The sequence below is a fragment of the Modestobacter sp. VKM Ac-2985 genome, assembly GCF_026967925.1.
Taxonomy (GTDB): domain Bacteria; phylum Actinomycetota; class Actinomycetes; order Mycobacteriales; family Geodermatophilaceae; genus Modestobacter.
In genome coordinates this window covers 967,541-992,598 of record NZ_JAPVBI010000001.1, presented here as the reverse complement: position 1 = coordinate 992,598, position 25,058 = coordinate 967,541, and the positions used below count along the sequence as shown (strand labels likewise).

Below are 25,058 nucleotides of genomic sequence, written 5' to 3'. Positions count from 1 at the left end.
GTCACGCGGCCGTCGTCCATCGTGACACGCGGTGCCGCCCCCGGGCACCCCGGTCGCCCCACCAGGGGGTGAACGGGCGGGGAACGGTCAGCCGGCGACCTCGCCGGCCGGTGCCGGCACCCGCAGCGCCACCAGGAACCGGGACACCATCGCGTAGCCGGCCACGGTGGTCACCAGCTCGACCACCTGCCGGTCGTCCAGGTGGGCACGCACCGCGGCGAAGACCGCATCGGGGACGTCGACCTGCCCGCTCGAGGCGTCGGTGAACCGCAGCACGGCGACCTGGACGGCGGAGAACACCGGCGCCGCGGCGGGGTCGTGGGTCCGCAGCGCCGCCAGCTGGGCGTCGGTGACCCCGGCCCGGCGGGCGGCGGGCTCGTGCGCGACCCACTCGAAGACCGCGTCGTTGAGCACGGCGACCCGGAGCACCACCAGCTCGGTCAGGTCGGCGGTCAGCGTGGTCCCGGTGCGCAGCGCCCCGAGCAGTGCGCTCCACCCCTCGGCAACGGCCGGGCTGTGCAGCAGCAGGCGGTCCAGCGCGGACAGCTGTCCCCCACGCCGGGCGCGCAGCACGTCGGCGGCCGGGCCGTCGCCGTCGGCGTCGGGCAGCCGCGCGCCGGTCACGGGCGGGACAGCACGCCGGCCGGGAACGCGCCGTTGCCCAGCAGCCGGCCGGTCAGGTCGCCGGCGAGCTCGGCGACCCGCTCGGTGCGCGCGGTGCCCAGGTGCACGAACGGGGCGGCCGACAGTGCGTCGGTCTCCTGCTCGATCGACGCCCGCAGCTGCTGGCCGGCCTCGGTGAGCGCCCCGTCGGCGACCAGGCCGCGCTCGGTCAGGCCGGTCAGCGCCGCCGTCCACTCCTCGTCGGACCAGCCCCGGGTCGCCTGGGCGGCCTGGCGGGTGAAGCCGCGGCCGGTGAGCGTGTGGGTGACCAGCGCCTCCAGCCCGGTCAGCCCGTGCCGGACCAGGCTCAGCACGTGCCCGTCACCGCGGTGCTCGCGGAGCAGGGTGACGCCGTGCCAGACCTGCAGCAGCGGGTCCTCGGGCCAAGGCAGGTCGGCGTGGGCGGCGAACAGTGGCCGGGCCTCCGGCGTCAGCGCGGTGCACGCCTCGCGGAGCAGGCCGGCCAGCTCGACCAGGCTGCTCTCGTCGGCGCCGTCGAGGAGCCGGGTGAGCGAGGCGGTGGCGGCCGCCGTCCGGGCGGCGAGCACCTGGTCGGGTGTGGCGAGGGTCCAGGCGCGGGGCAGGTGCCGGGCGACGATCGCGGGGGCGAAGTTGGCGAACGTCGCCGTCACCACGCCCGGGCCGACGGCGCCCATCGCGGCCGCGCGGCCGGCGAAGTACACCATCCGGCCGGGGCGCAACCCGGCTGCGGTCAGGTGCTCGTCGGTCTCCGGCGCGAAGTAGACGTGAGAGTGCAGCGGCTCCAGCCGCCGGTGCGTGCGGGCGACCAGGCGGAGGTCGGGGGCGAGCGGGACGGCGGGCTGATCGACGCTGACCATGCCGCGCACCCTAACGACTCAGCCGGACGCCCCCGCGCTGGTCGGCGTCGTGCTGGCGGGGGCTGTGGTGGCCGGCGCGGTGGTGGCGGGGGCCGTGGTGCTCGGCGCGGTGGTCGCCAGGGCCGTGGTGGCCGGGGCCGAGAGGGCGGCCGCGACGCAGGAGTGGTTGTGGTCCAGGTCGTCCTCGACGTACTGGGTCATGACCACCCGGCCGCCGTCGACGAGCGGGTCCTCGGAGCAGTTGGCCACCGAGCCCGAGAGGCTGCGGGCCCCGGCCAGCCAGCTGTCCAGGCCGTGCAGGCTGCTCCACGAGGGCACCTCGCCGACGATCTCGCCCCACTGGTAGCCGGTCGAGTAGAGCCCGACCCAGCCACCCACCGATTCCAGGTGGTCGGTCATCCCCTCCAGGGTGGCCCGGTTGTTCCGCTGTGCGGCGGCGCCGTCGGTCTGCCAGGTGTTCATCGTCTCGACGTCCAGCCACCACCGCAGGCCGACGAGGTCGGCGCGGCTGACGGCGGCGGTGTTCCCGGCCCCCGGCGACGCCGCACCCAGGGTGTCGAGCACGATCCGGACGTCGTTCTCGGCCCGGTCGACGCCGTACTCGTAGGAGCAGGCAGCGCTGTTGTCGCCGTCGCACACGCCGTAGCGGTTGCCGCCCAGCCGCGGCCAGGTGGTCACCTGCTCGCGCACCTCGCCGGGGTTGGCGGTGTTCACGTACAGCTGCGCCCGCGGCTGGGCCGGCACGGCACCCGAGGAGTCGTTCGCCCACTCCCACTGGTCGGCCAGACAGGGGTTCTCCGTGGTGGCGATCCCGCCGTTGACGCCGATGACCGCGAACGCCGCGTCGTCGGGCAGCGTCAGGCCGCACTGGGGGTGGGAGACGTCGTACCCGACGGTGGCCTGCACGATCGGGCTCTGCGCCGTGGTGCTGCGACGTTCGGCGGCGGGATCCTCGGCGGCACCGGCTGCCGGCACACCGAGCACCGTGGCGCCCATCGCGGCCGCGGCCACGACGGCCGTCCGCAGGATGCTCCGCATCACGTCGACCCTACGCCTCTCCACGCGCCGGTACAGCCGTCTCGGGACCGGACACCGCCGTCCAGAAACCCGAACGGGGTAAAACTCTGTACTGAGTTCAGGTTCGGGTCTACGGTGCTCCCATGACCGGATCCGGGCGGGAGAAGACCCCGTACTGCCCGGTCGGTCGCGTGCTGGGCCTCCGGGAGCGCAAGAAGCTCGAGGCCTGGCGGACGATCCGCTCGACCGCACTCCGCCTGATCAGCGAGCGCGGGTTCGACGCGGTGAGCGTGGAGGACATCGCCGCCGAGGCCGGTGTCTCCCGGACGACCTTCTTCAGCTACTTCCGCAGCAAGGAAGCCGTCGTCTACGACCTCGATCCGCAGGAGCTGCAGCAGTGGCGCGAGCTCCTGGCGGACGCCCCGGGGGACGAGCCGCTGTGGGAGGCGCTCACCGGGCTCGTCCTCAGCCTGGCGGAGCTCCTCGCCGACCGGCTGCCCCTGCAGAAGCGGCTGTTCCAGCAGTCACCGGAGCTCTGCGACTCGTCGCGGGACGTCTGTGACAGCTTCGGGCCCGACCTGCGGGAGTGGGTCGCCCGGCGCACCCCCGACGGTGACGAGCTGCACGCCGCGCTGGTCCTCAACACCGCCTTCGCCGCGTTCAACACGGCGATCGAGGCCTGGGACCCCGACGACTCCTTCGACCACTTCCTGGACCTCGCCCGCGACTGCCTGCGACTGGCCGGCGGCGGACTGGCCCGATCCGTGAGCTGACCCGCTCTCCACCCCACCGGCCCCGACCCCGCCGGCCCTCCTCCGGCAGGCACTCCGCACCCCGACCGCGCACCGTCGCGCCGTCGCGCCTGCCCGGGCTCCTCCCGCACCACGCGACCGCGCGACGCCGCCCGGCCGTGCGCCCTCCCCTGCCCTCATCCCCTCAGCCCGCACTGCGCCCTGCGCAGGAAGGACGGCTCCGCCATGCCCGCAGACAGCCTCACCACCCCGTCGGGGAGCACCGTCCCCGATGCGCCACCGCCGCCCGCACCGGACACCGAGGGCCCGGACCCCCGCCGCTGGCTGGCCCTCGCCGTCATCGCCGTCGCCCAGCTGATGGTCGTGCTGGACGCCTCGATCGTGAACATCGCCCTCCCCGACGCCGGCCTCGACCTGGGCATCAGCGCGGCCAACATCCAGTGGGTGGTCACCGCCTACACGCTCGCCTTCGGCGGGCTGCTGCTGCTCGGCGGGCGGATCGCCGACTTCACCGGCCGCAAGCGCGCCTTCCTGATCGGCCTGATCGGCTTCGCCGGCGCCTCGGCGCTGGGCGGCCTGGCCCCCAACCAGGAGCTGCTGTTCGCCGCCCGCGGTCTGCAGGGCGCGTTCGCGGCGCTGCTGGCGCCGGCCGCGCTGTCGCTGCTGGCGGTCACCTTCACCGACCCCAAGGAGCGGGCCCGTGCCTTCGGTGTCTTCGGTGCCATCTCCGGCGGTGGCGCCGCGATCGGCCTGATCCTCGGCGGGGTGCTCACCGAGTACGCCTCGTGGCGCTGGACGCTGGGCGTCAACGTGCCGATCGCGCTGGCCACCGCCGTCTTCGCGATCGGCCTGGTGAAGGAGAGCCGCGCCGACGGCGACCGGCGCTACGACGTGCCCGGCGTGCTGCTGTCGGCCGCCGGCCTGGTCAGCCTGGTCTACGGCTTCAGCAAGGCCGCCGAGGAGGGCGTGGGCTGGACCGACCCGGTCACGCTGACCCTGCTGGCCGCGGCCACCGTCCTGCTGGTGTCGTTCGTGCTCTACGAGCAGCGCGCCAGCCACCCGCTGCTGCCGCTGCGCGTGGTCCTGGACCGCAACCGGGGCGGCTCCTACCTGGTCTTCCTGCTGGTGGGCGCGGGGATCTTCGCGATCTTCCTGTTCCTGACCTTCTACTTCCAGCAGACCCTGGGCTACAGCCCGCTGGAGTCCGGCTTCGCGTTCCTGCCCTTCAGCGGCGGGATCATCCTGGGCGCCGGGGTCGTCTCCCAGGTCCTCCCCCGGGTCGGGCCGCGGCCGCTGATCATCGGTGGTCTGGTCGTGGCCGCGCTGGGCATGCTGTGGCTGACCCGGATCGGCGCGACCAGCTCCTACGTCGTCGAGGTGCTCCCCGCCCTGCTGGCGATCAGCCTCGGCATGGCCGCGGTGTTCGTACCGGCGTCCAGCACGGCGCTGGTCGGGGTGGCGAGCCATGACACGGGGATCGCCTCGGCCGTGCTCAACACCAGCCAGCAGGTGGGCGGCTCGCTCGGCCTGGCCCTGCTGAACACCTTCTACGCCTCGGCGGTCACCGGGTACCTGGTCGACAACCCGGGCGCGGCCCCGGGCGAGGCGTTCGTGCAGGGGTACCACGTGGCCTTCATCTGGGCCGCGGTGTTCCTGGCGGTCGCCCTGGTCTTGAGCATCGTGCTGATCCGGGCGAAGAAGGACGACCTGCCCGCCGAGGTGGCCCTGGCCGCCTGACCCGATCGGGAGGGGCCGGCGTCACGACGTCGGCCCCTCCCGCACGTCAGCTCAGGGGCGCCAGCCGCCGGGACCAGGAGACCTGGGTGCGGGCGGTGGTGAAACCCAGGCTCTCGTACAGCCCCAGCGCGCCGGTGACGTTCTCGCTGTCGACCTCCAGACCCGAGGTCTGGCAGTCCTGTGCCGCCGCGGCGTGCATCGCCTCGATGATCACCGCCTTGGAGACCCCCCGGCCCCGCGCGGACGGGAGGACGCCGATCTGGCCGAAGTAGCTCTCCCGGGAGCCGCTGGCCGCGGCGGTCGCCTCGGAGACGTAGGCGAGCGCGTAGCCCAGCACCTCGCCGTCCTCCACGGCCAACACCGACAGGTCCGGGCGGAAGGTCCGCATGCCGGTGAACATGACCTGCCAGGAGGCGACGTCGCGCTCGCTGGAGCCGTAGTGCTCGGTGAAGGCGGCGTTGTGCGCCAGCCGCACCTCCTCGTCCCGGTCCCAGGTGAACGGCACCAGGTCGATGCCGTCGAGCCGGCGCCGCGGCGGCAGGTCGGTGAGCGGCCGCTCCATGTGGAAGAACCAGCGGACCGCCTCCAGCCCGGCCCGGCGCACCAGCGCCTCCAGCGAGGGCATCGTCGTGTACACGGTGGCGGTCAGCCGGGCCGGCGACTCGGGGTTCCGCTCGGCGTGCAGCTCCTCGCCCCGCCCCAGCTGCCAGGCCAGGAGTGCCCGGCCGATGCCCCGGCCCCGCCACTCCGGCAGCACCCGACCCTGCAGGTGCACGCCGTAGGCGTCCCGGAACGTGGGGGGCGCGATCGTGGTGGCGTAGCCGACGACGGTGCCGTCCGCCGTGCTCACCAGCCGGGTGTCCTGCTCCAGGTCGACCAGGTCACTGACCCACAGCCCGGTGAGGTCCTCGGGCGACTCGTGCAGCCCCGTGTCGTCGACCGCCTCCGCAACGGCGAGCAGTTCGGCGACGACAACGGCGTCGTCGGGACGGATGGGGCGGGCGGAGAGGCCCTCGGGCAGGGCCAGCGGCGCAGAGTTCACGAGGCCCGAGGTTAGGCGGTGACCCCGAACAGCCGTGCACCGTTGTGCCAGAGGACCGCCCGCAGCCACTCCTCCCCCAGGCTCAACCGGTGCAGCGCGGCCAGCTGGTGGGCGTAGGGGTACGGGATGGCCGGGAAGTCGCTGCCGAGCACCACCTTGTCCCGCAGCGCCGCCAGCCGGGGCAGCAGCGCCCGGTCGAAGGGCATCAGCCGCTCGGTGAAGTCGGTGGCGAACATCGTGGTGTCCAGGTGCACGCGCTCGTACCGCTCGGCGAGGTCCAGGAACGACGCGTACTCGGGCATCCCGAGGTGCGCGATCACCAACTGGAGCCGCGGGTGACGATCCAGCAGGCCAGCCATCGGGGCCGGGCCGGTGTGCTCCCCGCGCAGTGGCCCGGAGCCGCAGTGGATGACCACCGGCGTGCCGGTGTCCTCCAGCCGAGCCCACACGTCGTCCAACAGCGGGTCCCGCGGGTCGAAGGCGCCGACCTGCACGTGCACCTTGAACACCCGGGCGCCGGCGTCCAGCGCCTCCTCCACGTACCGCTGCGCGTCCGGCTCCGGGTAGAACGTCGCCGAGTGCAGCACCTGCGGGTGCCGCGCCGCGAACGCGGCCGCCTCGTCGTTCAGCCAGGCGGCCATCCCCGGCCGGTGCGGGTAGGGCAGCGTCGGGAAGGCGCGGACGCCGAGGGCCGCCAGCACCGCCAGCCGCTCCTCGACCGGCAGCGCGTACGTGACCGGCCAGGGCGCCCCGTAGTGCGTCTCCGCCTCGGCGAAGTACTGCCAGACCTTCGCCTGCACCCGCTCCGGCAGGAAGTGCACGTGCACGTCGACCAGCCCGGGCAGCCCGAGCTCCCGCCAGTACCTCGGGACGTCGTCGTCCGAGACCGGCGGGCCGACCGTCACAGCGTGATGACGACCTTGCCGCGCACGTGCCCGCCGGCCACCAGCCGCTGGGCGTCGGCCGTCTGGGCCAGCGGGAACGCCTTCGCCACCGCCACCCGCAGCTGCCCGGCGTCGGCCATCCGGCCGAGCTCCTCCAGGTCGTGCCGCTCGGGACGGACGAAGACGTACCGGCCGCCGAGGTCGCGGACCACCGGGTCGACGACGCTGGCGATCCGCTTGGGGTCGCGTACCTGGTCCGGGGCGTCGCCGAGCGCCGGCCCGCCGATCAGGTCCAGGACGGCGTCCACCGGCTCGGACAGCTGGGCGGAGATCGGCCCGGCGTTGTAGTCCAGCACCTCGGCGGCGCCGGCGTCCCGCAGGAAGCCGTGGTTGCGCGGGCTGGCGGTGCCGATGACGTGGGCGCCGAGCGCAGCGGCGATCTGGACGGCGAAGAAGCCGACCCCGCCGGCGGCCCGGTGCACCAGCACCCGGTCGCCCTCGCCGACCTCGAGCGCCTCGGTCAGCGCCTGGTAGGCGGTCAGCCCGGCCAGCGGCAGCGCAGCGGCCTCGGTGAACCCGAGCGAGTCGGGCTTGTGCGCGATGCAGCGCTGCGGGGCGGGCACGAGCTCGGCCGCCGTCCCCCACTGGACGTCGTCCCGGCGCAGGTACCCGAAGACCTCGTCGCCGGGGGCGAAGTCGACCACCGCCGGCCCGACCTGCTCCACGACACCGGCCAGGTCCCAGCCCGGCACGATCGGGAAGTGGTGCGGGAAGAAGCCGGCCAGGCCGCCCTCCCGGATGCCCATGTCGACCGGGTTGACGCCGGCCGCGCGGGTGCGGACCAGCACCGTGTCCGGCCCCACCGGGGGCTCGGGCAGGTCGTCCCGCAACTGCAGGACCGATTCGTCACCGAACCGGTCGTAGGCGATGCCGCGCATGGAGGTCAGCGCCGTCCCTTCACGTAGCGGCCGAAGGCGCGTTCCATCTCCCGGCGGGAGTCACGCTCGGCCAGGTCCTGGCGCTTGTCGTAGCTCCGCTTGCCCTTCGCGAGCGCGAGGGTGGCCTTGACCTTGCCGTCCTTGAAGTACAGGTCCAGCGGGACGAGCGTGAGCCCGCCCTCCTTGGTCTTGCCGATCAGCTTCTCGATCTCGGCGCGGTGCATGAGCACCTTGCGCTTGCGGCGCGGGGCGTGGTTCGTCCACGTGCCCTCGGTGTACTCGGGGATGTGCACGTGCTGCAGCCAGACCTCACCGTCGTCGACGCTGGCGAAGCCGTCGACGAGCGAGGCACGGCCGGCACGCAGGCTCTTCACCTCGGTGCCGGTGAGCACCAGGCCCACCTCGTAGGTGTCCAGGATCGAGTAGTCGTGCCGCGCCTTCTTGTTCTGGGCGATGAACTTGCGCCCCTGTTCCCGCGGCATGCCCCCAGGCTACCGGGCGGCTCACCGGGAGCGCTGCCGAGAAACGATCATGGAGCCGCGGTGCCGACGCGCGGGCGGTGACCGGCGCGTCGCCACCACAGCTCCATGATCGCCGCGGAGGTGGGGCTGGGGGCTACAGGCGGACGTAGAGGCGCAGGGTCACGTAGGCGGCTACGGCGGCCAGGCCGACCCCGGCGGCGGCGATGATCGGCGAGATCGCGATGATCGCCGACCAGTCGACCGGCGGGATGATGCCCGCCTTGATCGGGCCGGCCAACGTCTTGTCGACGAACAGGATCTTGGTCAGCACCAGACCGCCGATCGCCAGCCCCGCACCGATCAGGCCGGCGAGCGCCGCCTCCAGGATGAACGGCAGCTGGGTGTACCAGCGGGAGGCGCCGACCAGTCGCATGATGTTGGTCTCGTTGCGTCTGTTGAACGCCGCGAGCTGGATCGTGTTGGAGATCAGCAGCAACGCGGCCAGGGCTTGCACGAGGGCCACCGCCAGCGTGCCGTTGCGCGCCCCGTTGAGCAGGCTGAACAGCCGGTCCAGGAAGTCGCCCTCGTCGCGGACCTCGTCGACGCCGGCCGCCCCGTTCGGGAACTGCTCGGCGATGACCGGGTACCGCTCGGGGTTGACCAGCTCGACCCGGAAGCTCTCCGGGAGCGCGTCCTCCGGGGTGTTCGCGATCAGCGCCGGCTGTTCCTGGAACTGCTGGGTGAAGCGCTGGTACGCCTCGGCGCGGGTCTCGTAGATGTAGTCCTGCACCTCGGGCGAGGCGTCCAGCTGCGCGGCGATCGAGTCACGCTGCTCATCGGTGACGTCGTCGGCGAGGTAGATCGAGACCTGGATCTTGTCGTAGTAGATCTCGCGCATGTCGCCGATCATGTTGGCGATCAGCAGGCCGGTGCCCATGAGGCCCAGCGAGATCCCCGTGGTGAGGATCATCGCGACCGTCATGGTCAGGTTCCGACGCAGCCCGGCAGCCACCTCGGAGAGGACGAAGTTGACGCGCATCAGTTCCCTGTCGTGTTCTGCGGTGCGACGGTCATCGGCTGGTCAGCGACCCGCACCTCAACGACCCACGCCGTAGACGCCGCGGCTCTGGTCGCGGCTGACGACGCCGTCGCTCAGCTCGATCACGCGGCGCCGCATCGAGTCGACGATGTGGTAGTCGTGCGTGGCCATCACCACGGTGGTGCCGGTCCGGTTGATCCGCTCCAGCAGCAGCATGATGTCCTGGCTGGTCTCCGGGTCCAGGTTGCCGGTGGGCTCGTCGGCCAGCAGCACCAGCGGCCGGTTCACGAACGCCCGGGCGATCGCCACCCGCTGCTGCTCACCACCGGAGAGCTCGCTGGGCAGCCGGTTCTCCTTGCCGTCCAGGCCGACCATCTCCAGCACCTCGGGCACGACCCGCTTGATCGTGCGCTGGGGCTTGTTGATCACCTCGAGGGCGAAGGCGACGTTCTCGGCGACCGTCTTGTTGCGCAGCAACCGGAAGTCCTGGAAGACGCAGCCCATGGTGCGGCGGAGCTTGGGCACCTGCCACTTGCTCATCGTGTTCAGGTTCTTGTCGTTGACCGTGATGACGCCCTTGGTGGGGCTGTCCTCCTTCAGCAGCAGCCGCAGGAAGGTCGACTTGCCCGAACCCGAGGAGCCGATGAGGAAGACGAACTCCCCCTTGTCGATCTGCATCGAGACGTCGTCCAGAGCCGGCCGAGGACTGGTCGGGTAGATCTTGGAGACGTGTTGCAATTCGATCACGAGGGGCCACGGTACCTGCCCGGCGCCGGCGGATGATCCGTTCGCCCGGCGCGTCCCGCAACCTCATGGACGGACAGTGAGCAACGGGCGCCCCGGCCGCCGGGCGCGGTCACCCAGCGTGCCGCCGGCCCGGGTCCGGCTGTGGCCGGTCTCTCCCCCGCCCCGCCGCAGCCGGTCAGTCGAGCTCGGCCGTCTCCTGCTGCCGGCGCCACCGGATCCCGGCCTCGATGAAGGCGTCGATCTCCCCGTCGAGCACGTTGCTCGGGTTGCCGGTCTCGACCTCGGTCCGCAGGTCCTTGACCATCTGGTACGGGTGCAGCACGTAGGAGCGCATCTGGTTGCCCCAGCTGCTGCCCTCGCCCTTGAGCGCGTCCATCTGGGCCCGCTCCTCCTGCTTCCGGACCACCAGCAGCCGGGCCTGCAGCACCCGCAGTGCCGCCGCCCGGTTCTGGATCTGGGACTTCTCGTTCTGGCAGGAGACGACGATGCCGGTCGGGATGTGGGTCATCCGGACGGCGGAGTCGGTCGTGTTGACGCTCTGCCCACCCGGGCCGGAGGAGCGGAAGACGTCGACCCGGATCTCGTTCTCCGGGATGTCGACGTGGTCGGTCTGCTCGACGACCGGCAGCACCTCCACGCCGGCGAAGGAGGTCTGCCGGCGGCCCTGGTTGTCGAACGGGGAGATCCGGACCAACCGGTGCGTGCCCTGCTCGACCGAGAGCGTCCCGTAGGCGTAGGGGTGCTTGACCGCGAAGGTCGCCGACTTGATCCCGGCCTCCTCCGCATAGGAGACGTCGTAGACCTCGGTGGGGTACCTGTGCCGCTCGGCCCAGCGCAGGTACATCCGCATCAGCATCTCGGCGAAGTCGGCGGCGTCCACGCCCCCGGCCTCCGAGCGGATGGTGACCAGCGCCTCGCGCTCGTCGTACTCCCCGGACAGCAGGGTGCGCACCTCGAGCTCGTCCAGGACGGTGCGGATGCTCGCCAGCTCCCGCTCGGTCTCGGCGGTGGTGGCCTCGTCGCCCTCCTCGGCCGCCATCTCGTGCATCAGCCCGACGTCGTCGAGCCGGCTGCGCAGCTCCTCCACCCGGCGCAGGTCACCCTGCAGGTAGGACAGCCGCGAGGTCACCGCCTGGGCGGCCTCGACGTCGTTCCAGAGGTCGGGTGCGGAGGCCTTCTGCTCGAGCTCGGCCACCTCCCGACGCAGGTCATCGACCCGCATCACGGCCTCGATGGACTTCAAGGTCGTGTCGAGTTCGTCCAGGACGACGGAGAAGTCAGCAGCCACGTCGATCCAGGGTAGTGCGCCGCGCCACCGGGTACCTCCGGCGGCATGAGCACGTCACCGCCGGACGACCGGCGCAACCCCGACGACCTCACCGAGTACGAGCGCGACCACTTCCCGCACGGGATCCCCGAGTCCCAGCCCAGGTACCAGGAAGGCGGCGCCGGGAACGCCCGCAGCGCGCTGACCCTGCGGCTGGCGCTGGCGACCTTCGGGCTCGTGTTGTGCGCCGTCCTGGCGGTGCTGGCCTTCCTCGCCGATGCCCCGCTGGTCTTCCCGATCGCCCTGGCCGTGCTGGCGGTGATCGCGCTGGTCGACCTGGTGGTCGTGGCCCGCCGCAAGCTGCGCGGCGAACCGGGCTGACCGCGCGCGGGTGCCGGCCGCCGGGGCTCAGGCGCTCTGCAGGCGGGCGCGGAGAGCGCGACGGGCAGCCCGCCGGATGGCCAGCCAGTCGGCCACCTGGGCGGCCGGCATGGGCCGGGCGATGTGGAAGCCCTGCGCATGGGTGCAGCCCAGCTCGCTGACCAGCGCGAGCTGACCGGCGGTCTCCACGCCCTCGGCGAGGCTGCGCATGCCGCAGGCGGCGGCGAGCCCGACCACGGCCGCGATCGCCGCCGCGGACTCGCTGCGCCGCACCTCGATCCCGGCGATGAGGCTGCGGTCCAGCTTCAGGATGCCGGCCGGGATCGACACCAGCTGGCTCAACGAGGAGAAGCCGCTGCCGAAGTCGTCGATGCACACCTCGACCCCGGTGACGCGCAGCTGGGCGAACTGGGCCGCCGCCCGGAGCGGGTCCTCCGCGACGCTGGTCTCGGTGAGCTCGAGCACCAGCCGCTCCGGCGCGAGCCCCGCGGCCTCCAGGGCGTCGTGGACGTCGGCGACGAGGGTGCCGGTGGCGAAGTGCGCGGCGCTGATGTTCACCCCGGTCACCAGCGTGAGACCGGCCCGGTCCCAGGCCGCGGCCTGCCGGGTCGCCTCGGCCAGCACCCACCGGGTCAGCTGGATGACGACCCCGGTCTGCTCGGCCAGCGGGATGAAGTCGCAGGGCATCAGCAGACCGCGCTCGGGGTGCTGCCAGCGGACCAGCGCCTCCACGCCGGAGACCTCGCCGCTGGGCAGGTGCAGCACCGGCTGGTAGTGCAGCACCAGCTGGTCGGACTCGATCGCTGTCCGCAGTTCCGCGGCCACCAGCACCTTCTGCTCGACGGCGCTGCGCAGGTCGGGGCTGAACACCCGCACCCGGTTGCGGCCGGCCGCCTTCGCGGCGTACATCGCCAGGTCGGCGTCCCGGACCAGGTCGGTGGAGCGCAGGCCGGGGTCGCCGCCGGGCGCGGTGGCCACGCCGATGCTCACGGTCAGCCGGGTGACCCGCTCGCCGAGGTCGAACGGCTCGTCGAAGGTGCTCTGGAAGCGCTCGGCCAGCGCGAGGGCGCCGTCGACGTCGCAGTCGCGGCAGAGCACGACGAACTCGTCGCCGCCGAGGCGGCCGACGGTGTCCTGGCCCCGGGTGCGACTGGTCAGCCGGGTGGCGAGCTCGCGGAGCAGGTGGTCGCCGATCTCGTGGCCGAGCGTGTCGTTGACGTCCTTGAAGCCGTCGACGTCCAGGAACAGCACGGTGACCGGGCCGCGGTCGACGCGGCGCAGCTCGGCGGAGATCAGGTCGTGCAGGTGGGCCCGGTTGGGCAGGTCGGTGAGGTGGTCGTGCCGGGCCTGCCAGGACGACGCCCGCTCGGCCTCGACCCGGGAGGTCACGTCGGTGTGGGTGACCACCACCCGCCCGGACCGGTCGGCGCGGGAGGCCTGCAGGTGGTACCAGCGCACCCCGGTCACCGTGGCCAGCGCGTAGTCGGCCGAGACCGAGGTCCGGGCACCGGCGGACAGCTCGCGCAGCTGGTCGATGCGCTCCCGGTTCGCCGTGTCGTCGGACAGGCTGAGCATCACCGCGAAGTAGTTGCCGCCCACGCCGACCCGGAGGCGGTCGTCGTCGAGCAGGTCGCCGGCGGCCTGCCAGGCGGAGTTGACCAGCAGCATCGTGCCGTCGGCGTCGATCAGGACCGTCGGTGAGGGCAGTGCGTCCAGCACGCCGGCCACCAGCCCGGCCTGCGCCTGTTCTCCGCCGTCCCGGTGCCGGACGTCGATCGGCAACTGCGGGGCACTCCTCGCTCGCGGCACGTCCACCTCCTGTGCTCGTTCGTCACGGAGCCTCTCGTGCGCACTCCCTGGCCGTTCCTGCCCCCGCCAGACCATCGGCAACAGTGGGCACAGCTGGAGATCCGCCACGCCGGTCAGCCCGGAAAGAGTGAACACCGGCAGCTCTGATCCGGCGTGTCCCGGCCACCGATGCCCGCCGGTGTGCGTGTCGGCGGGGGTGTAGACCTGCCGACGCTCCGGGTAGGGCGACGCCATGAGCGAATCAACGACGATCGAGCTCGGTGGCGAGGAGTACCTGGTGATGCGGGAGGGCGACACCCTCAAGCTCGGCCGCCGGGTGGGCGGGGACACGACCTGGCTGGACGACGTCGACGTGCGCCAGCTCCCCGCACCGGCCCAGGAGGCCCTCGATCGCGGCGAGCACGGCGACCAGACGCTGCAGACCGCGCTGCTCGGCGTCGTCCAGGCCGAGGCCAACCGCGGCGGCTGACCGACCGCGTGATCACCCTTCGCCGCTGACCGGATCCGGAGTGCGATCTCGGCAGCAGAGGGGGACGCTGGTCTCCTGAGGGCCACCGCCGTCCCTCGGGCCAGGAGGTCGATCCGCATGACCGTTCGGTACCGCTGCGACCGGTGCGCCGAGGTGTCCGACTCCGCCGCCGCCGTCGGCTGGGTCCAGGTGCAACCGCTGGGTGCCCACCCGCTGCTGCCGGAGGAGCCCACCCACCTGTGCCGGCTCTGCTGGGCCCGCACGACGGCCCGGGAGCCGGTCCGGGTCGGCTCCGGCGGCGAGGAGATGCCGCAGGTCAGCGAGCACGCCCAGAACCGCGACACGCTCCAGTGACCCACCTCGAGGCCGGAGGTCCCTCGACGCGGGACCTCCGGCCTCGGGTGCTCGGCTCCCGCGCTCCCTAGCGTCCGGATCGGGCGCTGACCACGGCGCCCAGGTCATCGGCCGGCACGGCCGACGTCTCCGGGAGTCCGCATGAGCGTGTCCGTCGAACAGCGCACCCACCCTGACACCGAGCAGTCCACGCCTGCGCCGACGAGGCCGGGGCTCGGCGACCGCAGCTGGGTGCTGTGCCTCGGGGTGCTGGTGGTCACCGCCCTCCTCTTCGCCGCGATGATCGCGATCACCGCGCTGGCCGGCGGGGACGGCTTCCCGAACTGAGCACCCCGGTTCACCCCTGGCTGGCGAGCGCGTCGCCCGGCGGGACCCGCAGCGCGGACCGGGTCGGCAGTTCGATGGCCAGGAACGCGATGCCGATGACGACGAGCGCCGTGACCGGCAGCAGCCAGCCGGGCCCCGACGGCCAGGGACGGCCGAGGAACCCCAGGCCCAGCAGCGCCAGCGGCACCGCGGAGACCAGCACGCCGGCCGCGACCGCCGCACCGGAGACCAGCGCCGCCTCGCGTCGCATCATGGTGCGGACCTGCCGCGGCGTGGTGCCGGTCAGCCGCAGGGTGGCGATCTCCCCGCGCCGCTGGGCGGTGGCCGCGACCAGCGCGTTGGCGATGCCCAGCAGCAGGTAGCCCAGCAGCACGCCGATGACCGCGAGGTTGATCCAGACCTCCGGGGGCGCAGCGGGGCGGTCGCCGGCGACCCCGCCGCCGGACACCGTCACGCCGGGCCGGTCGGTCAGCCCGGCGAGCGCCCGGTCGGTCGCCGGGTCGCCGTCGGTGCGCACCAGCAGGCTGTCGGCCAGGCCGCCGGTGGTGTGCCCCGCGGCCAGGTCGGCGGAGAGGACGACCGGGCCGAAGCCCAGTTCCCGGTCGTAGACGGCGACGACCCGGGCCGCCACCGGTGCGCCGTCCCCCAGGGTCAGCTGCACCTGGTCACCGAGGCCGACGTCCCGGGCGCGGGCGCCGCCACTGCCGACGGCGACGGTGGCGCCGGTCAGGTCGGCCAGGTCGCCCTCCCGCACGCCGAGGTCGAGCACCGCCGCCCCGGCCGGGGGCAGCACCAGGGCCGGCCCGGCGGTCAGCTCCTCCTCGCCCAGCAGCCGCTCCGGCCAGAGCACGGTCGTCGAGCTGACCGGGGCGACCGCCTCCACGCCGGGGACGGCCTGCACCTCGCCGAGCAACCCGGCGGGGATGCCGCCCAGGGCGGGGGCGACGACCGTCGTGTCGGCGAGGGTGCCCGCCCGGGTCTCCTCCGTGGTCGCGTCGATCACGGTCGTCTGGGCGAACGTGTAGGTGAGGACGAACACGACCGCCATGGCCAGGGTGGTGATCGCCCCGGCGGAGCGCATCGCGTAGCCGTGCAGGTTGGCGACCGCCAGCCACCCGGGCGCCGAGGTGCCGGCGGGCAGCCGGCGGGCGAGGCCCCCGGTGACCCGGCGGAGCAGGGTGGGGCCGGCCATCGCCAGTCCGATGGCGGCGACGATGCCGGCCAGCGAGGTGGACGCCGCGCCGATCGGCGACTGCGCCAGCAGCGGGGGCACCGCGAGCGGCAGGGCGGCGGCGATGAGCAGCAGCCCGGCGCGGTACCGGCCGCGCGAGGAGGTCCGCGGGCCGGTCCGGGACTCCGCCAGCAGCTGGGTCACCGGCTCCCGGCTGGTCCGCCAGGTGGCGGAGCGGGCGGCCACCTGGACGACGAGGAGCAGCAGGGCCGCGGCGGCCAGCGCCGGGAGCGGACCGACGGTCAGCGGCAGCGCGTCGGGGAGCTCCCCGATCTGCACCAGCAGGCGACGGAACTGCCCGGCCAGCAGGTACCCGAGGGCGATGCCGGGCACGAGGGCGACCGCCGCGACGACGGCCGCCTGGCCGGCCACCAGCCGGCGCAGCTGCCGCGGGGTGGTGCCGATGGCGCGGAGCAGGGCCAGCTCGCGGCGCTGCCCGCCGATCGACACGGTCAGCGCCCCGGCCACCACGAACCCGACGATCAGCAGCGGCACACCGGTCAGGGAGGAGGCCAGCACGACCAGCAGGGACCGGGCGGCGGCCACCTCGGGCAGGGACACGTCGCCGCGGGCATCGCCGGTGCTGACGATCGTGCCGGCGGGCAGCAACGGGCGGACGGCGTCGGCGACCGCCTGGGCGTCCCCGGCCACCTGGAGGCCGATCAGGTCCACGGTGTCGGGCCGCCCGGCCAGCTGGACGGCCCGGTCGTCGTCGACCAGGACACCCGCGCCGGCCGGGACCACCGCGCTGATCCGGGCGTCGGAGGCGCGCCCGGCCAGCACGACCCGCACCGGGTCGCCGGGCCCCACGCCGGCTGCGGCGGCGATCGCCGCGTCGACGGCGACCTCCTCCGGACCGGTCGGCGCGGTGCCGGTGACCTCCGGGTCGTCGAGCAGGCCGACCGACGACCAGCCGTGCCCGGCGGTCACCGGGTCGGCGGTGCCGACGACGTCCCCCTCGGCGTCCAGGACCGCCGCCGGGAAGCCGACGTCGGCGACGGCGGCGTCCACCCCGGGCAGCCGGCCCAGCTCGTCGACCAGCGTGGCGGGCACCCGGCCCCGCTCGGGCAGGGCGACGGCGAGGTCGGCGCTGGGCCGCACCGTCTGGTCGGCGGAGACGACCACCTCGGCGCCGGCGAGCCGGTCGACGGGCAGGTGCGAGCGCAGCCCGGACTCGGCCAGCACACCGGTGCCGGTGACGATGGCCGCCCCGCCGAGCACCGCGACGAAGACGGCGAGGGACGCGGTGAGCCGGGTGCGGGCCAGGCGCAGGGCGAGCGCGAACACCGCTCAGCCCTCGCGCAGCGCGACGAGGCGCCCGGCCAGGTCAGCGGCGGTCGGCTGCTCGAGGGTGTCGACGACCCGGCCGTCGGCCATCACCAGGGCTCGGTGGGCGCGGGCGGCGGCGGCCGGGTCGTGGGTGACCAGCACGACCGTCTGCCCCAGGTCGTCGACCAGGTCGCGGAGCAGGTCGAGCACCTCCGCGGCGCTGTGCAGGTCCAGGGCGCCGGTGGGCTCGTCGGCGAAGACGACGGCGGGCCGGGCGACCAGGGCGCGGGCGATCGCGGCGCGCTGCTGCTGGCCGCCGGAGAGCTCGGCCGGCCGGTGGTCCAGCCGGTCGCCCAGGCCCACCCGGTCGACCAGGTACTGCACCCAGACCCGGTCCAGCGACTTCCCGGCCAGCCGCAGCGGGAGGGTGATGTTCTCGGCCACGGTGAGCGCCGGCAGCAGGTTGTAGGCCTGGAAGACGAAGCCGATCCGGTCGCGGCGCAGCTCGGTGCGGCGGGTCTCGTCGAGCCCGCCGATCGCGGTGCCGTCGAGGAGGACCTCCCCGCTGGTCGGGGTGTCCAGCCCGGCGGCGACCTGCAGCAGGGTGCTCTTCCCCGAGCCCGAGGGCCCCATGACGGCGAGGAAGCTGCCGCGCGGCACCTCGACCGTGACGTCGTCCAGGGCGCGGACGCCGTGGGGGTGCGTCTTGGTCACCCGGCTGAGCGCGACGGCGACGGTGGTCGCCGGGGCGAGGGCGGTGCTCATCGCTGCCGCACGTGCAGGCTGATCAGCGTGATGCCGCTGACGGCGGTCAGCAGGCCGAAGCCGATGCTCACCGCGAGCGGGACGGCGCTGAACGAGGTGACGCTGTTCCCGGCGATGCTGGCCACCAGCACGATCCAGAGCAGCGTGCGCAGCGGGCGGGTCGGCTCCGGTGCCTTGCTGCGGTCGACGGGCTGGGCGGTGGGCGCGGGGTCCAGGCGGTACGGATCGGGCACGGGGGGCTCCTCGGTCGGTCTGGTGTCCCCACCGATGCTGGTCGTGCGGAGCCCGCTCTCCGATCCCCTGACCTGGCCTCTTGCGGTGCAGCAGGCGCTACCTCGGGCTCCGGGGCCGGTCGCCGGTGTGACGAGCCATCGCACGATCAACGCCCCATCGCAGTCTGATCGTCATGTTCCTGCGGCAGGCTGCTGCCCATGACGGCGAGCCTCTCCACGATCGGGACCGACCTCACCGCCACCCACGTGGCGTCCACGGCGCACGACCCGCGCAGCAGCGACCAGGTCACCCATGCCGTCGCCCGCCCGGTCGTCGACGGTCTGGACCAGTCGGTCTGTGGCGTGCTGGTGTCCGCCGTCGCCGATCAGGACTGGACGACGTTCTCCGGCACCGACCGCTGCCCGGAGTGCACCCGCATCGCCGGCTGACGTCGTGGCGCTCCCCCGTTGGTCACTGGGCGCTGCCTCGATCGCCTTGAGGCAGCGCTCAGTGACCAACGGCGTCCTCGTGGAGGCGGCCTGACGCCAGGCGCAGCCTCCGGGTGAGGGCCAGGTCGGTCAGGAAGCTCTCGTCGTGGCTGACCACCACGAACGCGCCCCGGTAGGCCGCCAGCGCACTCACCAGCTGGGCGACGCTGACCAGGTCGAGGTTGTTGGTCGGCTCGTCGAGCAGCAGCAGCTGGGGCGCCGGCTCGGCGTGCAGCACGCAGGCCAGCGTCGCCCGCAGCCGTTCGCCACCCGACAGCGCCCGGACCGGCAGGTGCGCCCGGCTGCCGCGGAACAGGTACCGGGCCAGCAGGTTCATCCGCTCCGCCGCCGGCATCGCGGGTGCCGCGTCCGCCAGCGCCTCGGCAACGGTGCGGTCGTCGTCGAGCAGGTCCAGCCGTTGAGAGAGGTGGGCGACCCGGCCGTCGGCCCGCCGGACCTCCCCGGCGTCGGGCGTGAGGTCCCCGGTCATCAGCTGGAGGAGTGACGACTTCCCGGCGCCGTTCGCGCCGGTCAGTGCGATCCGCTCCGGGCCGCGGACGGTGAGGTCGACGCCGCCCTCGGCGAACAGCGCCCGCTCCCCCAGCCGCAGCTGCAGCCCCTCGCCGGCGAACACGGTCCGCCCGGTGGGCACTGCGGTGCCGGGCAGCTCCAGCACGATCGCCCGGTCGTCGCGCAGCGCCCGTTCGGCCTCGGCCAGCCGGGTCCGGGCGCCGTCCAGCCGGGCGGCGTGCACGTCATCGGCCCGGCCCGCCGTCTCCTGCGCGGTCCGCTTCATCTTCCCGATGAGGATCTTCGGCAGGCCGGCGTCCTTGACGGTGCGGGCGGCGTTGCCGGACTTCCGCTGCGCCCGCTCCCGGGCCTGCTGCCGCTCCCGCTTCTCCCGCTCGAGCTGCTGCTCGGCCGTGCGCACGTCCCGCTCCACCGCCTCCTGCTCGGCGCGGACGGCGGCCTCCCAGTCGGTGAAGCCGCCGCCGTAGGTGCGCAGCTCGCCGCGGTCGAGCTCGGCGATGCGGTCCATCCGGTCGAGCAGCGCCCGGTCGTGGCTGACCACGAGCAGGCAGCCCGGGAAGTCCTCGAGCGCGGCGTGCAGGGTGCGCCGGGCGTCGCCGTCCAGGTTGTTGGTCGGCTCGTCGAGCAGCAGGACGTCGGGGCGCGCGAGCAGCTGCGCGGCCAGGCCGAGGGTGACGACCTGCCCGCCGCTGAGGGTGTCGAGCCGGCGGCCCAGGGGGACGTCGCCGAGGCCGAGCCGGCCGAGCTGGGCACGGGTGCGCTCCTCGACGTCCCAGTCGGTGCCGATGGTGTCGAAGTGCTCGTCGGCGGCGTCACCGGACTCGATGGCGGCCAGGGCGGCGAGCACGGGCGCGACGCCGAGCACCTCGGCGACGGTCAGGTCACCGGCCAGCGGCAGCGACTGGGGCAGGTACCCGAGGACGCCGTCGACGGTGACCGTGCCCGCGGCGGGCCGGAGCTCGCCGGCGATCAGCTCGAGCAGGGTGCTCTTGCCCGCGCCGTTGGGCGCGATCAGGCCGGTGCGGCCGGGGCCGACCGTGCAGGAGAGCCGGGTGAAGACGGGGGTGCCGTCGGGCCAGGCGAAGGACAGGGCGGAGCAGACGACGGAGGCGTCGGGCACGGCGGGACCTCTGCGGGGGACGCGGGCGCCTGTGGCAGCCCGGCGGTGGACGAGGACGAGCGGAGGCTCCGGCGGCTGCTCGCCTGCCGGACACATCCCGGGGTTCACCCGGAGATGTCGCCGCTGCCACCCATGTCGCTGCTCCCTGGTCGAGGACTGCTGCCCGGCACGCTAGTCACCGGCGGGCCGGGCCGTCACGCCGATTTCGGCCCCGGCCTGGCCGGCGGAACAGCAACGTGCAGGTGACCGCGGCGCGCCCGGAGCAGCCCTCTCCTTCCGCCCGGCCTCGTCCCACTTCTGCTTTGCATCTGACACAAGTGGCCCTAGGTTGTGGCGCACGCCACAGTCGCGTCTTCTCCGCCCCAGCCAGCGGGCGGCCTCCCAGCGGCGGTGTCGTGTGCCCACGTGACCAGCCAAGGGGGAAACCGTGAAGTTGCCGATCGGCCTGCGGGCCGTGCTCGTCGCCGTCCTGTCCGCGTTGCTGTTCGTCGGCCTCGCCGGCACAGCGACCGCCGCCCCGCCCGGCAAGGGCTCACCGGACCGGGAGTGTGCCGAGCGCGGCGTGCCGCTCAGCAAGATCTCGGTCCAGCTCTACACGTTCGCCGATTACCTCAACAGCGGTACCGATGAGCAGGCGCAGCACGAGGAGGTCCTGCGCCGGCTGGCCGAGATGGGCTACCGGAACGTCGAGCCGTACACGCTGAGCGGCTGGACCGCCGAGGAGTACGCGGCCCTGCTGGACGAGTACGGCCTCAAGGCGTCGGCCCGGCACGTCGACGTGGGCTCCCCCGCCAACCCGGCGGACATCGCGCAGATCATCGCGGACAACCGCACCCTCGGCATCACGTACTTCGGCTCCGGCAGCACCGCGGGTGCCCCGTGGATCGGTGAGCTCGAGACCGAGGCCGACTGGATCGCGTACGCCGAGTACCTCGACGCCGTCGGTGAGCAGGCGCGCCAGGCCGGCCAGACGCTGTTCATCCACAACCACGACTTCGAGTTCACCACCGTCTTCGGCGACCGCACCGCCTTCGACATCCTGATGCAGCACACCCAGAAGAAGAACGTCGTCTCCCAGCTCGACCTGTACTGGGTGGCCTTCGCCGGCCTCGACCCGGTCGAGGTCGTCGAGGAGTACGGCAAGCGGATCCAGCTGCTGCACGTCAAGGACCTCAACCCGGAGCTGGAGAACCGGATCGAGATCGTCGGCCGTGGGTCGCTCGACTTCCCGGCGATCTTCGACGCGGCCCACCGCGTCCGCTACCACGTCGTCGAGCACGACCCGCGCTTCGGCGACCCGACGTTCGACCCCTTCGAGGCCGCAGAGGTGGGCCTGGACTACCTCACCTCCGTCACCTACTGAGGCAGCACCATCCCGGAGGGGGCGGTCCCGGTTCACCGGGGCCGCCCCCTCGCGCCTGTCCGACTGGATCCCCGTCGCAGGGTCCGGCGGTGAACCGGTCCCGAACCGGCTGCAGGCGGGTCATAGTGGGACATGACCTGGGCCACCCGCGCCGCGGCCGCCGGACTCTCCGCCCTCGCCGGGGTCGCGGCCCGCGATCTGCTCCAGCGTGAGCACACCCTGCTGCGCAACTTCCCCGTGCTCGGTCGCGCCCGCTACCTGCTGGAGTCGATCGGCCCCGAGCTGCGGCAGTACCTGGTGGCCGCGAACAACGACGAGCGGCCGTTCACCCGCGACCAGCGGCGCTGGGTCTACGCCTCGGCGAAGAGGGAGAACAACTACTTCGGCTTCGGCACCGACAACGACCTGGAGTTCACCGCGGGCTACCCGGTGATCAACCACCGCACGTTCGGCCACGCCGTCCCGACCACCACCGTGCAGGCCGGCCATGGGTCCCCACTGCCCAGTGCGAAGGTGCTCGGTGCCGCCCGCGGCCGGGCGCACGCGTTCCGGCCGCAGTCGGTGGTCAACATCTCCGCGATGAGCTTCGGCTCGCTGTCCGGCCAGGCGGTCGAGGCGCTCAACCGCGGCGCCGCGCTGGCCGGCTGCCTGCACAACGCCGGCGAAGGCGGCATCTCCAGGCACCACCGGCACGGCGGTGAGCTGGTGTTCCAGCTCGGGACGGCGTACTTCGGCTGCCGCGACGAGCACGGCCGCTTCGACCTGGCCCGGCTCACGGACCTCATCGCCTCCGCCCCCGTGCGGGCCCTGGAGATCAAGCTGAGCCAGGGCGCCAAGCCCGGCCTGGGCGGAGTGCTGCCCGCGGCCAAGGTCTCCGCCGAGATCGCCGAGACCCGCGGCGTCCCGGAGGGCGTGGACTGCATCAGCCCGTCGCGGCACGCCGAGTTCACCGACACCGACAGCCTGCTGGACTGGGTCGAGCTGCTGGCCACCGAGACCGGGCTGCCGGTCGGCATCAAGTCCGCGGTGGGCGACATGGGCTTCTGGCACGAGCTCACCGAGCTCATGGCGACCACCGGCCGCGGCGTGGACTTCGTGACCATCGACGGCGGCGAGGGCGGCACCGGCGCGGCGCCACTGATCTTCACCGACTCCGTCTCGCTGCCCTTCCAGCTGGGCTTCGCCCGGGTCTACTCCACCTTCGCCCGGGCCGGGCTGCACGAGCAGGTCACCTTCATCGGCGGCGGCAAGCTCGGCCTGCCCGACAACGCGGTCATCGCCTTCGCCCTCGGCTGCGACCTGGTCAACGTCGCCCGCGAGGCGATGCTGGCGATCGGCTGCATCCAGGCGCAGAAGTGCCACACCGACACCTGCCCCACCGGCGTCGCCACCCAGAACGCCTGGCTCGCCCACGGCCTGGACCCGACTCTGAAGTCGGTCCGGGCGGCCACCTACATCCAGACGCTGCGGCGCGACCTGATCAGGGTCGCCGAGGCCTGCGGCGTGGAGCACCCCGGACTCATCGACACCTCGGCGGTGGAGATCCTCACCGGCCGCACCGCCTCACGCCCGCTGACCGAGGTCTACGAGTACGAGCCGACCTGGGGACTTCCCTCGGCGGCCGACCGCGAGCAGATCGTCCAGCTGATGACCGGCGAGGCACCGCAGGGCGGCAGCGCCCCGCCGTCCACCACCGCCACCGGCTGAGCCGGCCTAGTTCGGACGGCTCTCCGCTCAGCCGTCGTCCTCTGGTCTTCTCCAGCCATCGAGAGCAGCATGGAGGGACTGTCCAAGCGAGTTGAGGACGGCCATGGACATCCATCGGCTGGGGCGTGCAACTGCCAGGGGCACCGCTGTGGCTGCAGTCTGGGGCATCGCCAGTGCGGCGCTCACACGGTTGCTCATGCGCGCGATCGCCCTGGTGACCGACGGAGCTACGGAGTTCAGCTGGGTGGGGACCGTTGGGATCACGGTCTTCTACGTCGTGGTCCTGCTGCCGGGCGCGATCGCCCTCGCCTACGAGCCGGGGCGCTTGGCCTCGGTCCTCTTCGCAGCCGGAGTCGCCTTCCTGGCATTCGAGGTCCTGGCCATCGGCATCTCCGACGTCGCCGCCCATGCCGAAGGCTTGACCCCGTGGCGATGGGCCGGTGTGGCCGCTCTCGCTGTCGCCATGATCGCCGTCTATGCAGCGCACGTGACCCTCGTGCATCGAGGAGCACTGAGGGCGAACCACCCGGTGCGTACCTGACACGTGCGCCCCTCCTCGCGAGGTCAGCCGTCGACGTAGCGGTCGCGTTCGACGAGGAACTGCCCGGTCGCGGTGTTCGCGTCGATGAACTCAGGCAGCAGCGGGATCCGCACCGTCACCGTCACGCACACCGAGAACTCCTCCCCCGGCACCAGCGACGGCGCATAGCTGCCCGCCGCCTCGCATCCCGAGCCCGCCGGCGCGTAGGCCAGGACGACGTCGGTCGCCTCCACCGACTGGTCGGCCACCGCGATCGCCACCGCCGCCTCCGCCCGCGCCTGCCCGGTCGCCACGTCCGGTGCCATGGCGATCGCCCGCCCGGCCTCCCGGGCCGCAGCGTTGGCCGCGAACACCCCGCGCTGGACGGCGGAGAAACCGGCCACGATGTAGACCAGCGGCAGGAACACCACCAGCGCGATGAACACGAACTCCACGATCGCCGACCCCTGCTCGCCGCCGCCGACACCCAGCCGCGCACGGATCCACCTCACGGCGTCTCCGCCACCGAGCGCCCGGTCGCCGACAGCGGCAACAGGTCACCCAGCGGGCCGAAGAGACTCGGCACCGCACCGGCACACCGGACGACGACCAGCGTCAGCCCGCTCTCGTCGACCTCCTGCACCGACTCGCACGCCAACCCCGCCGCCGTCCCCGTCGACGTCGCCTGCCCGACGATCTCCAGCGTCCGGGCCGCCCCGGCCTCAGTGGGCACGCCGGCGTTGGCCGCGTACCGGGCCCCCTGCTGCGCGCTGGCCACCACCACGTTGCGCAGGTGCACGTAGACCGCCACCTGCAACACCGCCAGCAGCAGCGCCACGATCAGCACGCCGACCAGCACGAAGTCGACGACCGCGCTCCCCCGCTCACCGTCGTCCGTCAGCCGCTCACGGCGCACTCGTCACGGACTCCAGCGCGTTCGACACCGCCTCCACGATCGCCGCGCGGAACGGCACGAGGATCGCCAGCACCAACGCGGCGGTCATCACCGTGATCATCACCCAGCCCGGGACGTCGCCCCGCTCGGGATCGTCCTCCCGCAGCCGGGCCGCCAGCGCAGCCAGCGCGGTCAGAAGGAACGCGTAGGCACGCATCCGTGGTCCTCTC

General features: G+C 73.4%; 28 protein-coding genes. 10 read left to right on the top strand and 18 right to left on the bottom strand.

Features of this window, described 5'->3' with window-relative positions; genetic code table 11:
* Positions 1-87: 87 nt before the first annotated feature.
* The 3 genes from O2V61_RS04630 to O2V61_RS04620 are packed head-to-tail and all read right to left on the bottom strand — an operon-like array spanning position 88 to position 2,540.
* Positions 88-624, bottom strand: a complete 537-nt coding sequence (locus tag O2V61_RS04630) for a carboxymuconolactone decarboxylase family protein (protein ID WP_269182150.1) — start codon at positions 622-624, stop codon at positions 88-90.
* Positions 621-1,502, bottom strand: a complete 882-nt coding sequence (locus tag O2V61_RS04625; RefSeq protein WP_269182149.1) for an SCO6745 family protein — start codon at positions 1,500-1,502, stop codon at positions 621-623. Before O2V61_RS04625 ends, O2V61_RS04630 begins: the two co-directional genes overlap by 4 nt.
* Positions 1,503-1,520: 18 nt before the next feature.
* On the bottom strand, positions 1,521-2,540 hold the full coding sequence (locus tag O2V61_RS04620) for a hypothetical protein (RefSeq protein WP_269182148.1): 1,020 nt from the start codon (positions 2,538-2,540) through the stop codon (positions 1,521-1,523).
* A 122-nt stretch (positions 2,541-2,662) separates the two neighbouring features.
* On the opposite strand from O2V61_RS04620, the gene O2V61_RS04615 reads away from it, so the two are divergent.
* Entirely contained in the window at positions 2,663-3,292 is a 630-nt protein-coding gene (locus O2V61_RS04615) for a TetR family transcriptional regulator (protein WP_269182147.1), read from the top strand.
* Positions 3,293-3,496: 204 nt separating this feature from the next.
* Positions 3,497-5,008, top strand: a complete 1,512-nt coding sequence (locus tag O2V61_RS04610; RefSeq protein WP_269182146.1) for an MFS transporter — start codon at positions 3,497-3,499, stop codon at positions 5,006-5,008.
* Positions 5,009-5,054: 46 nt separating this feature from the next.
* Here O2V61_RS04610 and O2V61_RS04605 read toward each other — a convergent pair whose 3' ends face one another.
* The 7 genes from O2V61_RS04605 to prfB form a co-directional block, all read right to left on the bottom strand.
* Complete coding sequence (locus O2V61_RS04605) at positions 5,055-6,050, bottom strand: GNAT family N-acetyltransferase (protein WP_269182145.1); 996 nt, start codon at positions 6,048-6,050, stop codon at positions 5,055-5,057.
* An 11-nt stretch (positions 6,051-6,061) separates the two neighbouring features.
* Positions 6,062-6,955 (bottom strand): amidohydrolase family protein, encoded by an 894-nt coding sequence (locus O2V61_RS04600; protein ID WP_269182144.1) that lies wholly within the window; start codon positions 6,953-6,955, stop codon positions 6,062-6,064.
* Positions 6,952-7,872: an NADP-dependent oxidoreductase gene (locus O2V61_RS04595; protein ID WP_269182143.1), complete on the bottom strand. Its 921-nt coding sequence runs from the start codon at positions 7,870-7,872 to the stop codon at positions 6,952-6,954. Before O2V61_RS04595 ends, O2V61_RS04600 begins: the two co-directional genes overlap by 4 nt.
* Before the next feature lie 5 nt (positions 7,873-7,877).
* Positions 7,878-8,354, bottom strand: coding sequence for an SsrA-binding protein SmpB (smpB, locus tag O2V61_RS04590; protein WP_269182142.1), 477 nt, complete (start codon positions 8,352-8,354; stop codon positions 7,878-7,880).
* Between the two features lie 133 nt (positions 8,355-8,487).
* Positions 8,488-9,372, bottom strand: a complete 885-nt coding sequence (gene ftsX / locus O2V61_RS04585; RefSeq protein WP_269182141.1) for a permease-like cell division protein FtsX — start codon at positions 9,370-9,372, stop codon at positions 8,488-8,490.
* A gap of 57 nt (positions 9,373-9,429) precedes the next feature.
* Positions 9,430-10,119 (bottom strand): cell division ATP-binding protein FtsE, encoded by a 690-nt coding sequence (ftsE, locus tag O2V61_RS04580; protein WP_269171084.1) that lies wholly within the window; start codon positions 10,117-10,119, stop codon positions 9,430-9,432.
* Positions 10,120-10,294: 175 nt separating this feature from the next.
* Positions 10,295-11,407, bottom strand: coding sequence for a peptide chain release factor 2 (prfB, locus tag O2V61_RS04575; RefSeq protein WP_269182140.1), 1,113 nt, complete (start codon positions 11,405-11,407; stop codon positions 10,295-10,297).
* Positions 11,408-11,452: 45 nt separating this feature from the next.
* Here prfB and O2V61_RS04570 point away from each other — a divergent pair, with 45 nt between their 5' ends.
* Positions 11,453-11,767 (top strand): DUF6343 family protein, encoded by a 315-nt coding sequence (locus O2V61_RS04570; RefSeq protein WP_269182139.1) that lies wholly within the window; start codon positions 11,453-11,455, stop codon positions 11,765-11,767.
* A 27-nt stretch (positions 11,768-11,794) separates the two neighbouring features.
* Here the strand turns inward: O2V61_RS04570 and O2V61_RS04565 are convergent, their stop codons facing one another.
* Positions 11,795-13,549: a putative bifunctional diguanylate cyclase/phosphodiesterase gene (locus O2V61_RS04565; RefSeq protein WP_269182138.1), complete on the bottom strand. Its 1,755-nt coding sequence runs from the start codon at positions 13,547-13,549 to the stop codon at positions 11,795-11,797.
* A 259-nt stretch (positions 13,550-13,808) separates the two neighbouring features.
* Between O2V61_RS04565 and O2V61_RS04560 the strand changes: the two genes are divergently transcribed.
* The 3 genes from O2V61_RS04560 (at position 13,809) to O2V61_RS04550 (ending at position 14,726) form a co-directional block, all read left to right on the top strand.
* A complete protein-coding gene (locus tag O2V61_RS04560) occupies positions 13,809-14,045 on the top strand; it encodes a hypothetical protein (RefSeq protein WP_269182137.1) in 237 nt (78 codons plus the stop codon).
* Between the two features lie 117 nt (positions 14,046-14,162).
* Complete coding sequence (locus O2V61_RS04555) at positions 14,163-14,399, top strand: hypothetical protein (protein ID WP_269182136.1); 237 nt, start codon at positions 14,163-14,165, stop codon at positions 14,397-14,399.
* Between the two features lie 141 nt (positions 14,400-14,540).
* Positions 14,541-14,726, top strand: a complete 186-nt coding sequence (locus O2V61_RS04550; RefSeq protein WP_269182135.1) for a hypothetical protein — start codon at positions 14,541-14,543, stop codon at positions 14,724-14,726.
* Positions 14,727-14,736: 10 nt separating this feature from the next.
* On the opposite strand, the gene O2V61_RS04545 is transcribed toward O2V61_RS04550, so the two are convergent.
* From O2V61_RS04545 to O2V61_RS04535, 3 genes are read right to left on the bottom strand one after another with little or no spacing between them, the layout of a single operon-like run.
* A complete protein-coding gene (locus O2V61_RS04545; RefSeq protein ID WP_269182134.1) occupies positions 14,737-17,244 on the bottom strand; it encodes an FtsX-like permease family protein in 2,508 nt (835 codons plus the stop codon).
* 3 nt (positions 17,245-17,247) lie between these two features.
* The gene (locus tag O2V61_RS04540) at positions 17,248-17,991 is read right to left on the bottom strand and encodes an ABC transporter ATP-binding protein (protein WP_269182133.1); all 744 of its coding nucleotides are present in this window, start codon (positions 17,989-17,991) and stop codon (positions 17,248-17,250) included.
* Positions 17,988-18,224 carry a hypothetical protein gene (locus O2V61_RS04535; RefSeq protein WP_269182132.1) on the bottom strand — a complete coding sequence of 79 codons (237 nt, stop codon included), beginning with the start codon at positions 18,222-18,224 and terminating at the stop codon, positions 17,988-17,990. The genes O2V61_RS04540 and O2V61_RS04535 overlap by 4 nt, the downstream gene beginning before the upstream one ends.
* A gap of 198 nt (positions 18,225-18,422) precedes the next feature.
* Between O2V61_RS04535 and O2V61_RS04530 the strand changes: the two genes are divergently transcribed.
* A complete protein-coding gene (locus tag O2V61_RS04530; RefSeq protein WP_269171075.1) occupies positions 18,423-18,653 on the top strand; it encodes a hypothetical protein in 231 nt (76 codons plus the stop codon).
* Between the two features lie 58 nt (positions 18,654-18,711).
* On the opposite strand, the gene O2V61_RS04525 is transcribed toward O2V61_RS04530, so the two are convergent.
* Positions 18,712-20,343 carry an ABC-F family ATP-binding cassette domain-containing protein gene (locus O2V61_RS04525; protein ID WP_269182131.1) on the bottom strand — a complete coding sequence of 544 codons (1,632 nt, stop codon included), beginning with the start codon at positions 20,341-20,343 and terminating at the stop codon, positions 18,712-18,714.
* Between the two features lie 427 nt (positions 20,344-20,770).
* Here O2V61_RS04525 and O2V61_RS04520 point away from each other — a divergent pair, with 427 nt between their 5' ends.
* From O2V61_RS04520 to O2V61_RS04510, 3 genes are all read left to right on the top strand, one after another.
* Positions 20,771-21,706 (top strand): sugar phosphate isomerase/epimerase family protein, encoded by a 936-nt coding sequence (locus O2V61_RS04520; RefSeq protein WP_269182130.1) that lies wholly within the window; start codon positions 20,771-20,773, stop codon positions 21,704-21,706.
* Positions 21,707-21,838: 132 nt separating this feature from the next.
* Positions 21,839-23,413, top strand: a complete 1,575-nt coding sequence (locus O2V61_RS04515; protein ID WP_269182129.1) for an FMN-binding glutamate synthase family protein — start codon at positions 21,839-21,841, stop codon at positions 23,411-23,413.
* 196 nt (positions 23,414-23,609) lie between these two features.
* Positions 23,610-23,954 (top strand): hypothetical protein, encoded by a 345-nt coding sequence (locus tag O2V61_RS04510; RefSeq protein WP_269182128.1) that lies wholly within the window; start codon positions 23,610-23,612, stop codon positions 23,952-23,954.
* A gap of 23 nt (positions 23,955-23,977) precedes the next feature.
* Here O2V61_RS04510 and O2V61_RS04505 read toward each other — a convergent pair whose 3' ends face one another.
* From O2V61_RS04505 to O2V61_RS04495, 3 genes are read right to left on the bottom strand one after another with little or no spacing between them, the layout of a single operon-like run.
* On the bottom strand, positions 23,978-24,445 hold the full coding sequence (locus O2V61_RS04505; RefSeq protein ID WP_269182127.1) for a hypothetical protein: 468 nt from the start codon (positions 24,443-24,445) through the stop codon (positions 23,978-23,980).
* Positions 24,442-24,849 (bottom strand): TadE/TadG family type IV pilus assembly protein, encoded by a 408-nt coding sequence (locus O2V61_RS04500; RefSeq protein WP_269182126.1) that lies wholly within the window; start codon positions 24,847-24,849, stop codon positions 24,442-24,444. The genes O2V61_RS04505 and O2V61_RS04500 overlap by 4 nt, the downstream gene beginning before the upstream one ends.
* Complete coding sequence (locus tag O2V61_RS04495) at positions 24,839-25,045, bottom strand: hypothetical protein (RefSeq protein ID WP_269160612.1); 207 nt, start codon at positions 25,043-25,045, stop codon at positions 24,839-24,841. Before O2V61_RS04495 ends, O2V61_RS04500 begins: the two co-directional genes overlap by 11 nt.
* Between the last annotated feature and the right edge of the window lie 13 nt (positions 25,046-25,058).

What these genes read in the sequence shown, in the direction of transcription:
- O2V61_RS04625 (WP_269182149.1), bottom strand. Translation starts at nt 1,502, where the DNA reads ATGGTCAGCGTCGATCAGCCCGCCGTCCCGCTCGCCCCCGACCTCCGC.
- O2V61_RS04620 (WP_269182148.1), bottom strand. Translation starts at nt 2,540, where the DNA reads ATGCGGAGCATCCTGCGGACGGCCGTCGTGGCCGCGGCCGCGATGGGC.
- O2V61_RS04615 (WP_269182147.1), top strand. Translation starts at nt 2,663, where the DNA reads ATGACCGGATCCGGGCGGGAGAAGACCCCGTACTGCCCGGTCGGTCGC.
- O2V61_RS04610 (WP_269182146.1), top strand. Translation starts at nt 3,497, where the DNA reads ATGCCCGCAGACAGCCTCACCACCCCGTCGGGGAGCACCGTCCCCGAT.
- O2V61_RS04595 (WP_269182143.1), bottom strand. Translation starts at nt 7,872, where the DNA reads ATGCGCGGCATCGCCTACGACCGGTTCGGTGACGAATCGGTCCTGCAG.
- smpB (WP_269182142.1), bottom strand. Translation starts at nt 8,354, where the DNA reads ATGCCGCGGGAACAGGGGCGCAAGTTCATCGCCCAGAACAAGAAGGCG.
- ftsX (WP_269182141.1), bottom strand. Translation starts at nt 9,372, where the DNA reads ATGCGCGTCAACTTCGTCCTCTCCGAGGTGGCTGCCGGGCTGCGTCGG.
- O2V61_RS04570 (WP_269182139.1), top strand. Translation starts at nt 11,453, where the DNA reads ATGAGCACGTCACCGCCGGACGACCGGCGCAACCCCGACGACCTCACC.
- O2V61_RS04560 (WP_269182137.1), top strand. Translation starts at nt 13,809, where the DNA reads ATGAGCGAATCAACGACGATCGAGCTCGGTGGCGAGGAGTACCTGGTG.
- O2V61_RS04555 (WP_269182136.1), top strand. Translation starts at nt 14,163, where the DNA reads ATGACCGTTCGGTACCGCTGCGACCGGTGCGCCGAGGTGTCCGACTCC.
- O2V61_RS04550 (WP_269182135.1), top strand. Translation starts at nt 14,541, where the DNA reads ATGAGCGTGTCCGTCGAACAGCGCACCCACCCTGACACCGAGCAGTCC.
- O2V61_RS04540 (WP_269182133.1), bottom strand. Translation starts at nt 17,991, where the DNA reads ATGAGCACCGCCCTCGCCCCGGCGACCACCGTCGCCGTCGCGCTCAGC.
- O2V61_RS04530 (WP_269171075.1), top strand. Translation starts at nt 18,423, where the DNA reads ATGACGGCGAGCCTCTCCACGATCGGGACCGACCTCACCGCCACCCAC.
- O2V61_RS04515 (WP_269182129.1), top strand. Translation starts at nt 21,839, where the DNA reads ATGACCTGGGCCACCCGCGCCGCGGCCGCCGGACTCTCCGCCCTCGCC.
- O2V61_RS04510 (WP_269182128.1), top strand. Translation starts at nt 23,610, where the DNA reads ATGCGCGCGATCGCCCTGGTGACCGACGGAGCTACGGAGTTCAGCTGG.
- O2V61_RS04495 (WP_269160612.1), bottom strand. Translation starts at nt 25,045, where the DNA reads ATGCGTGCCTACGCGTTCCTTCTGACCGCGCTGGCTGCGCTGGCGGCC.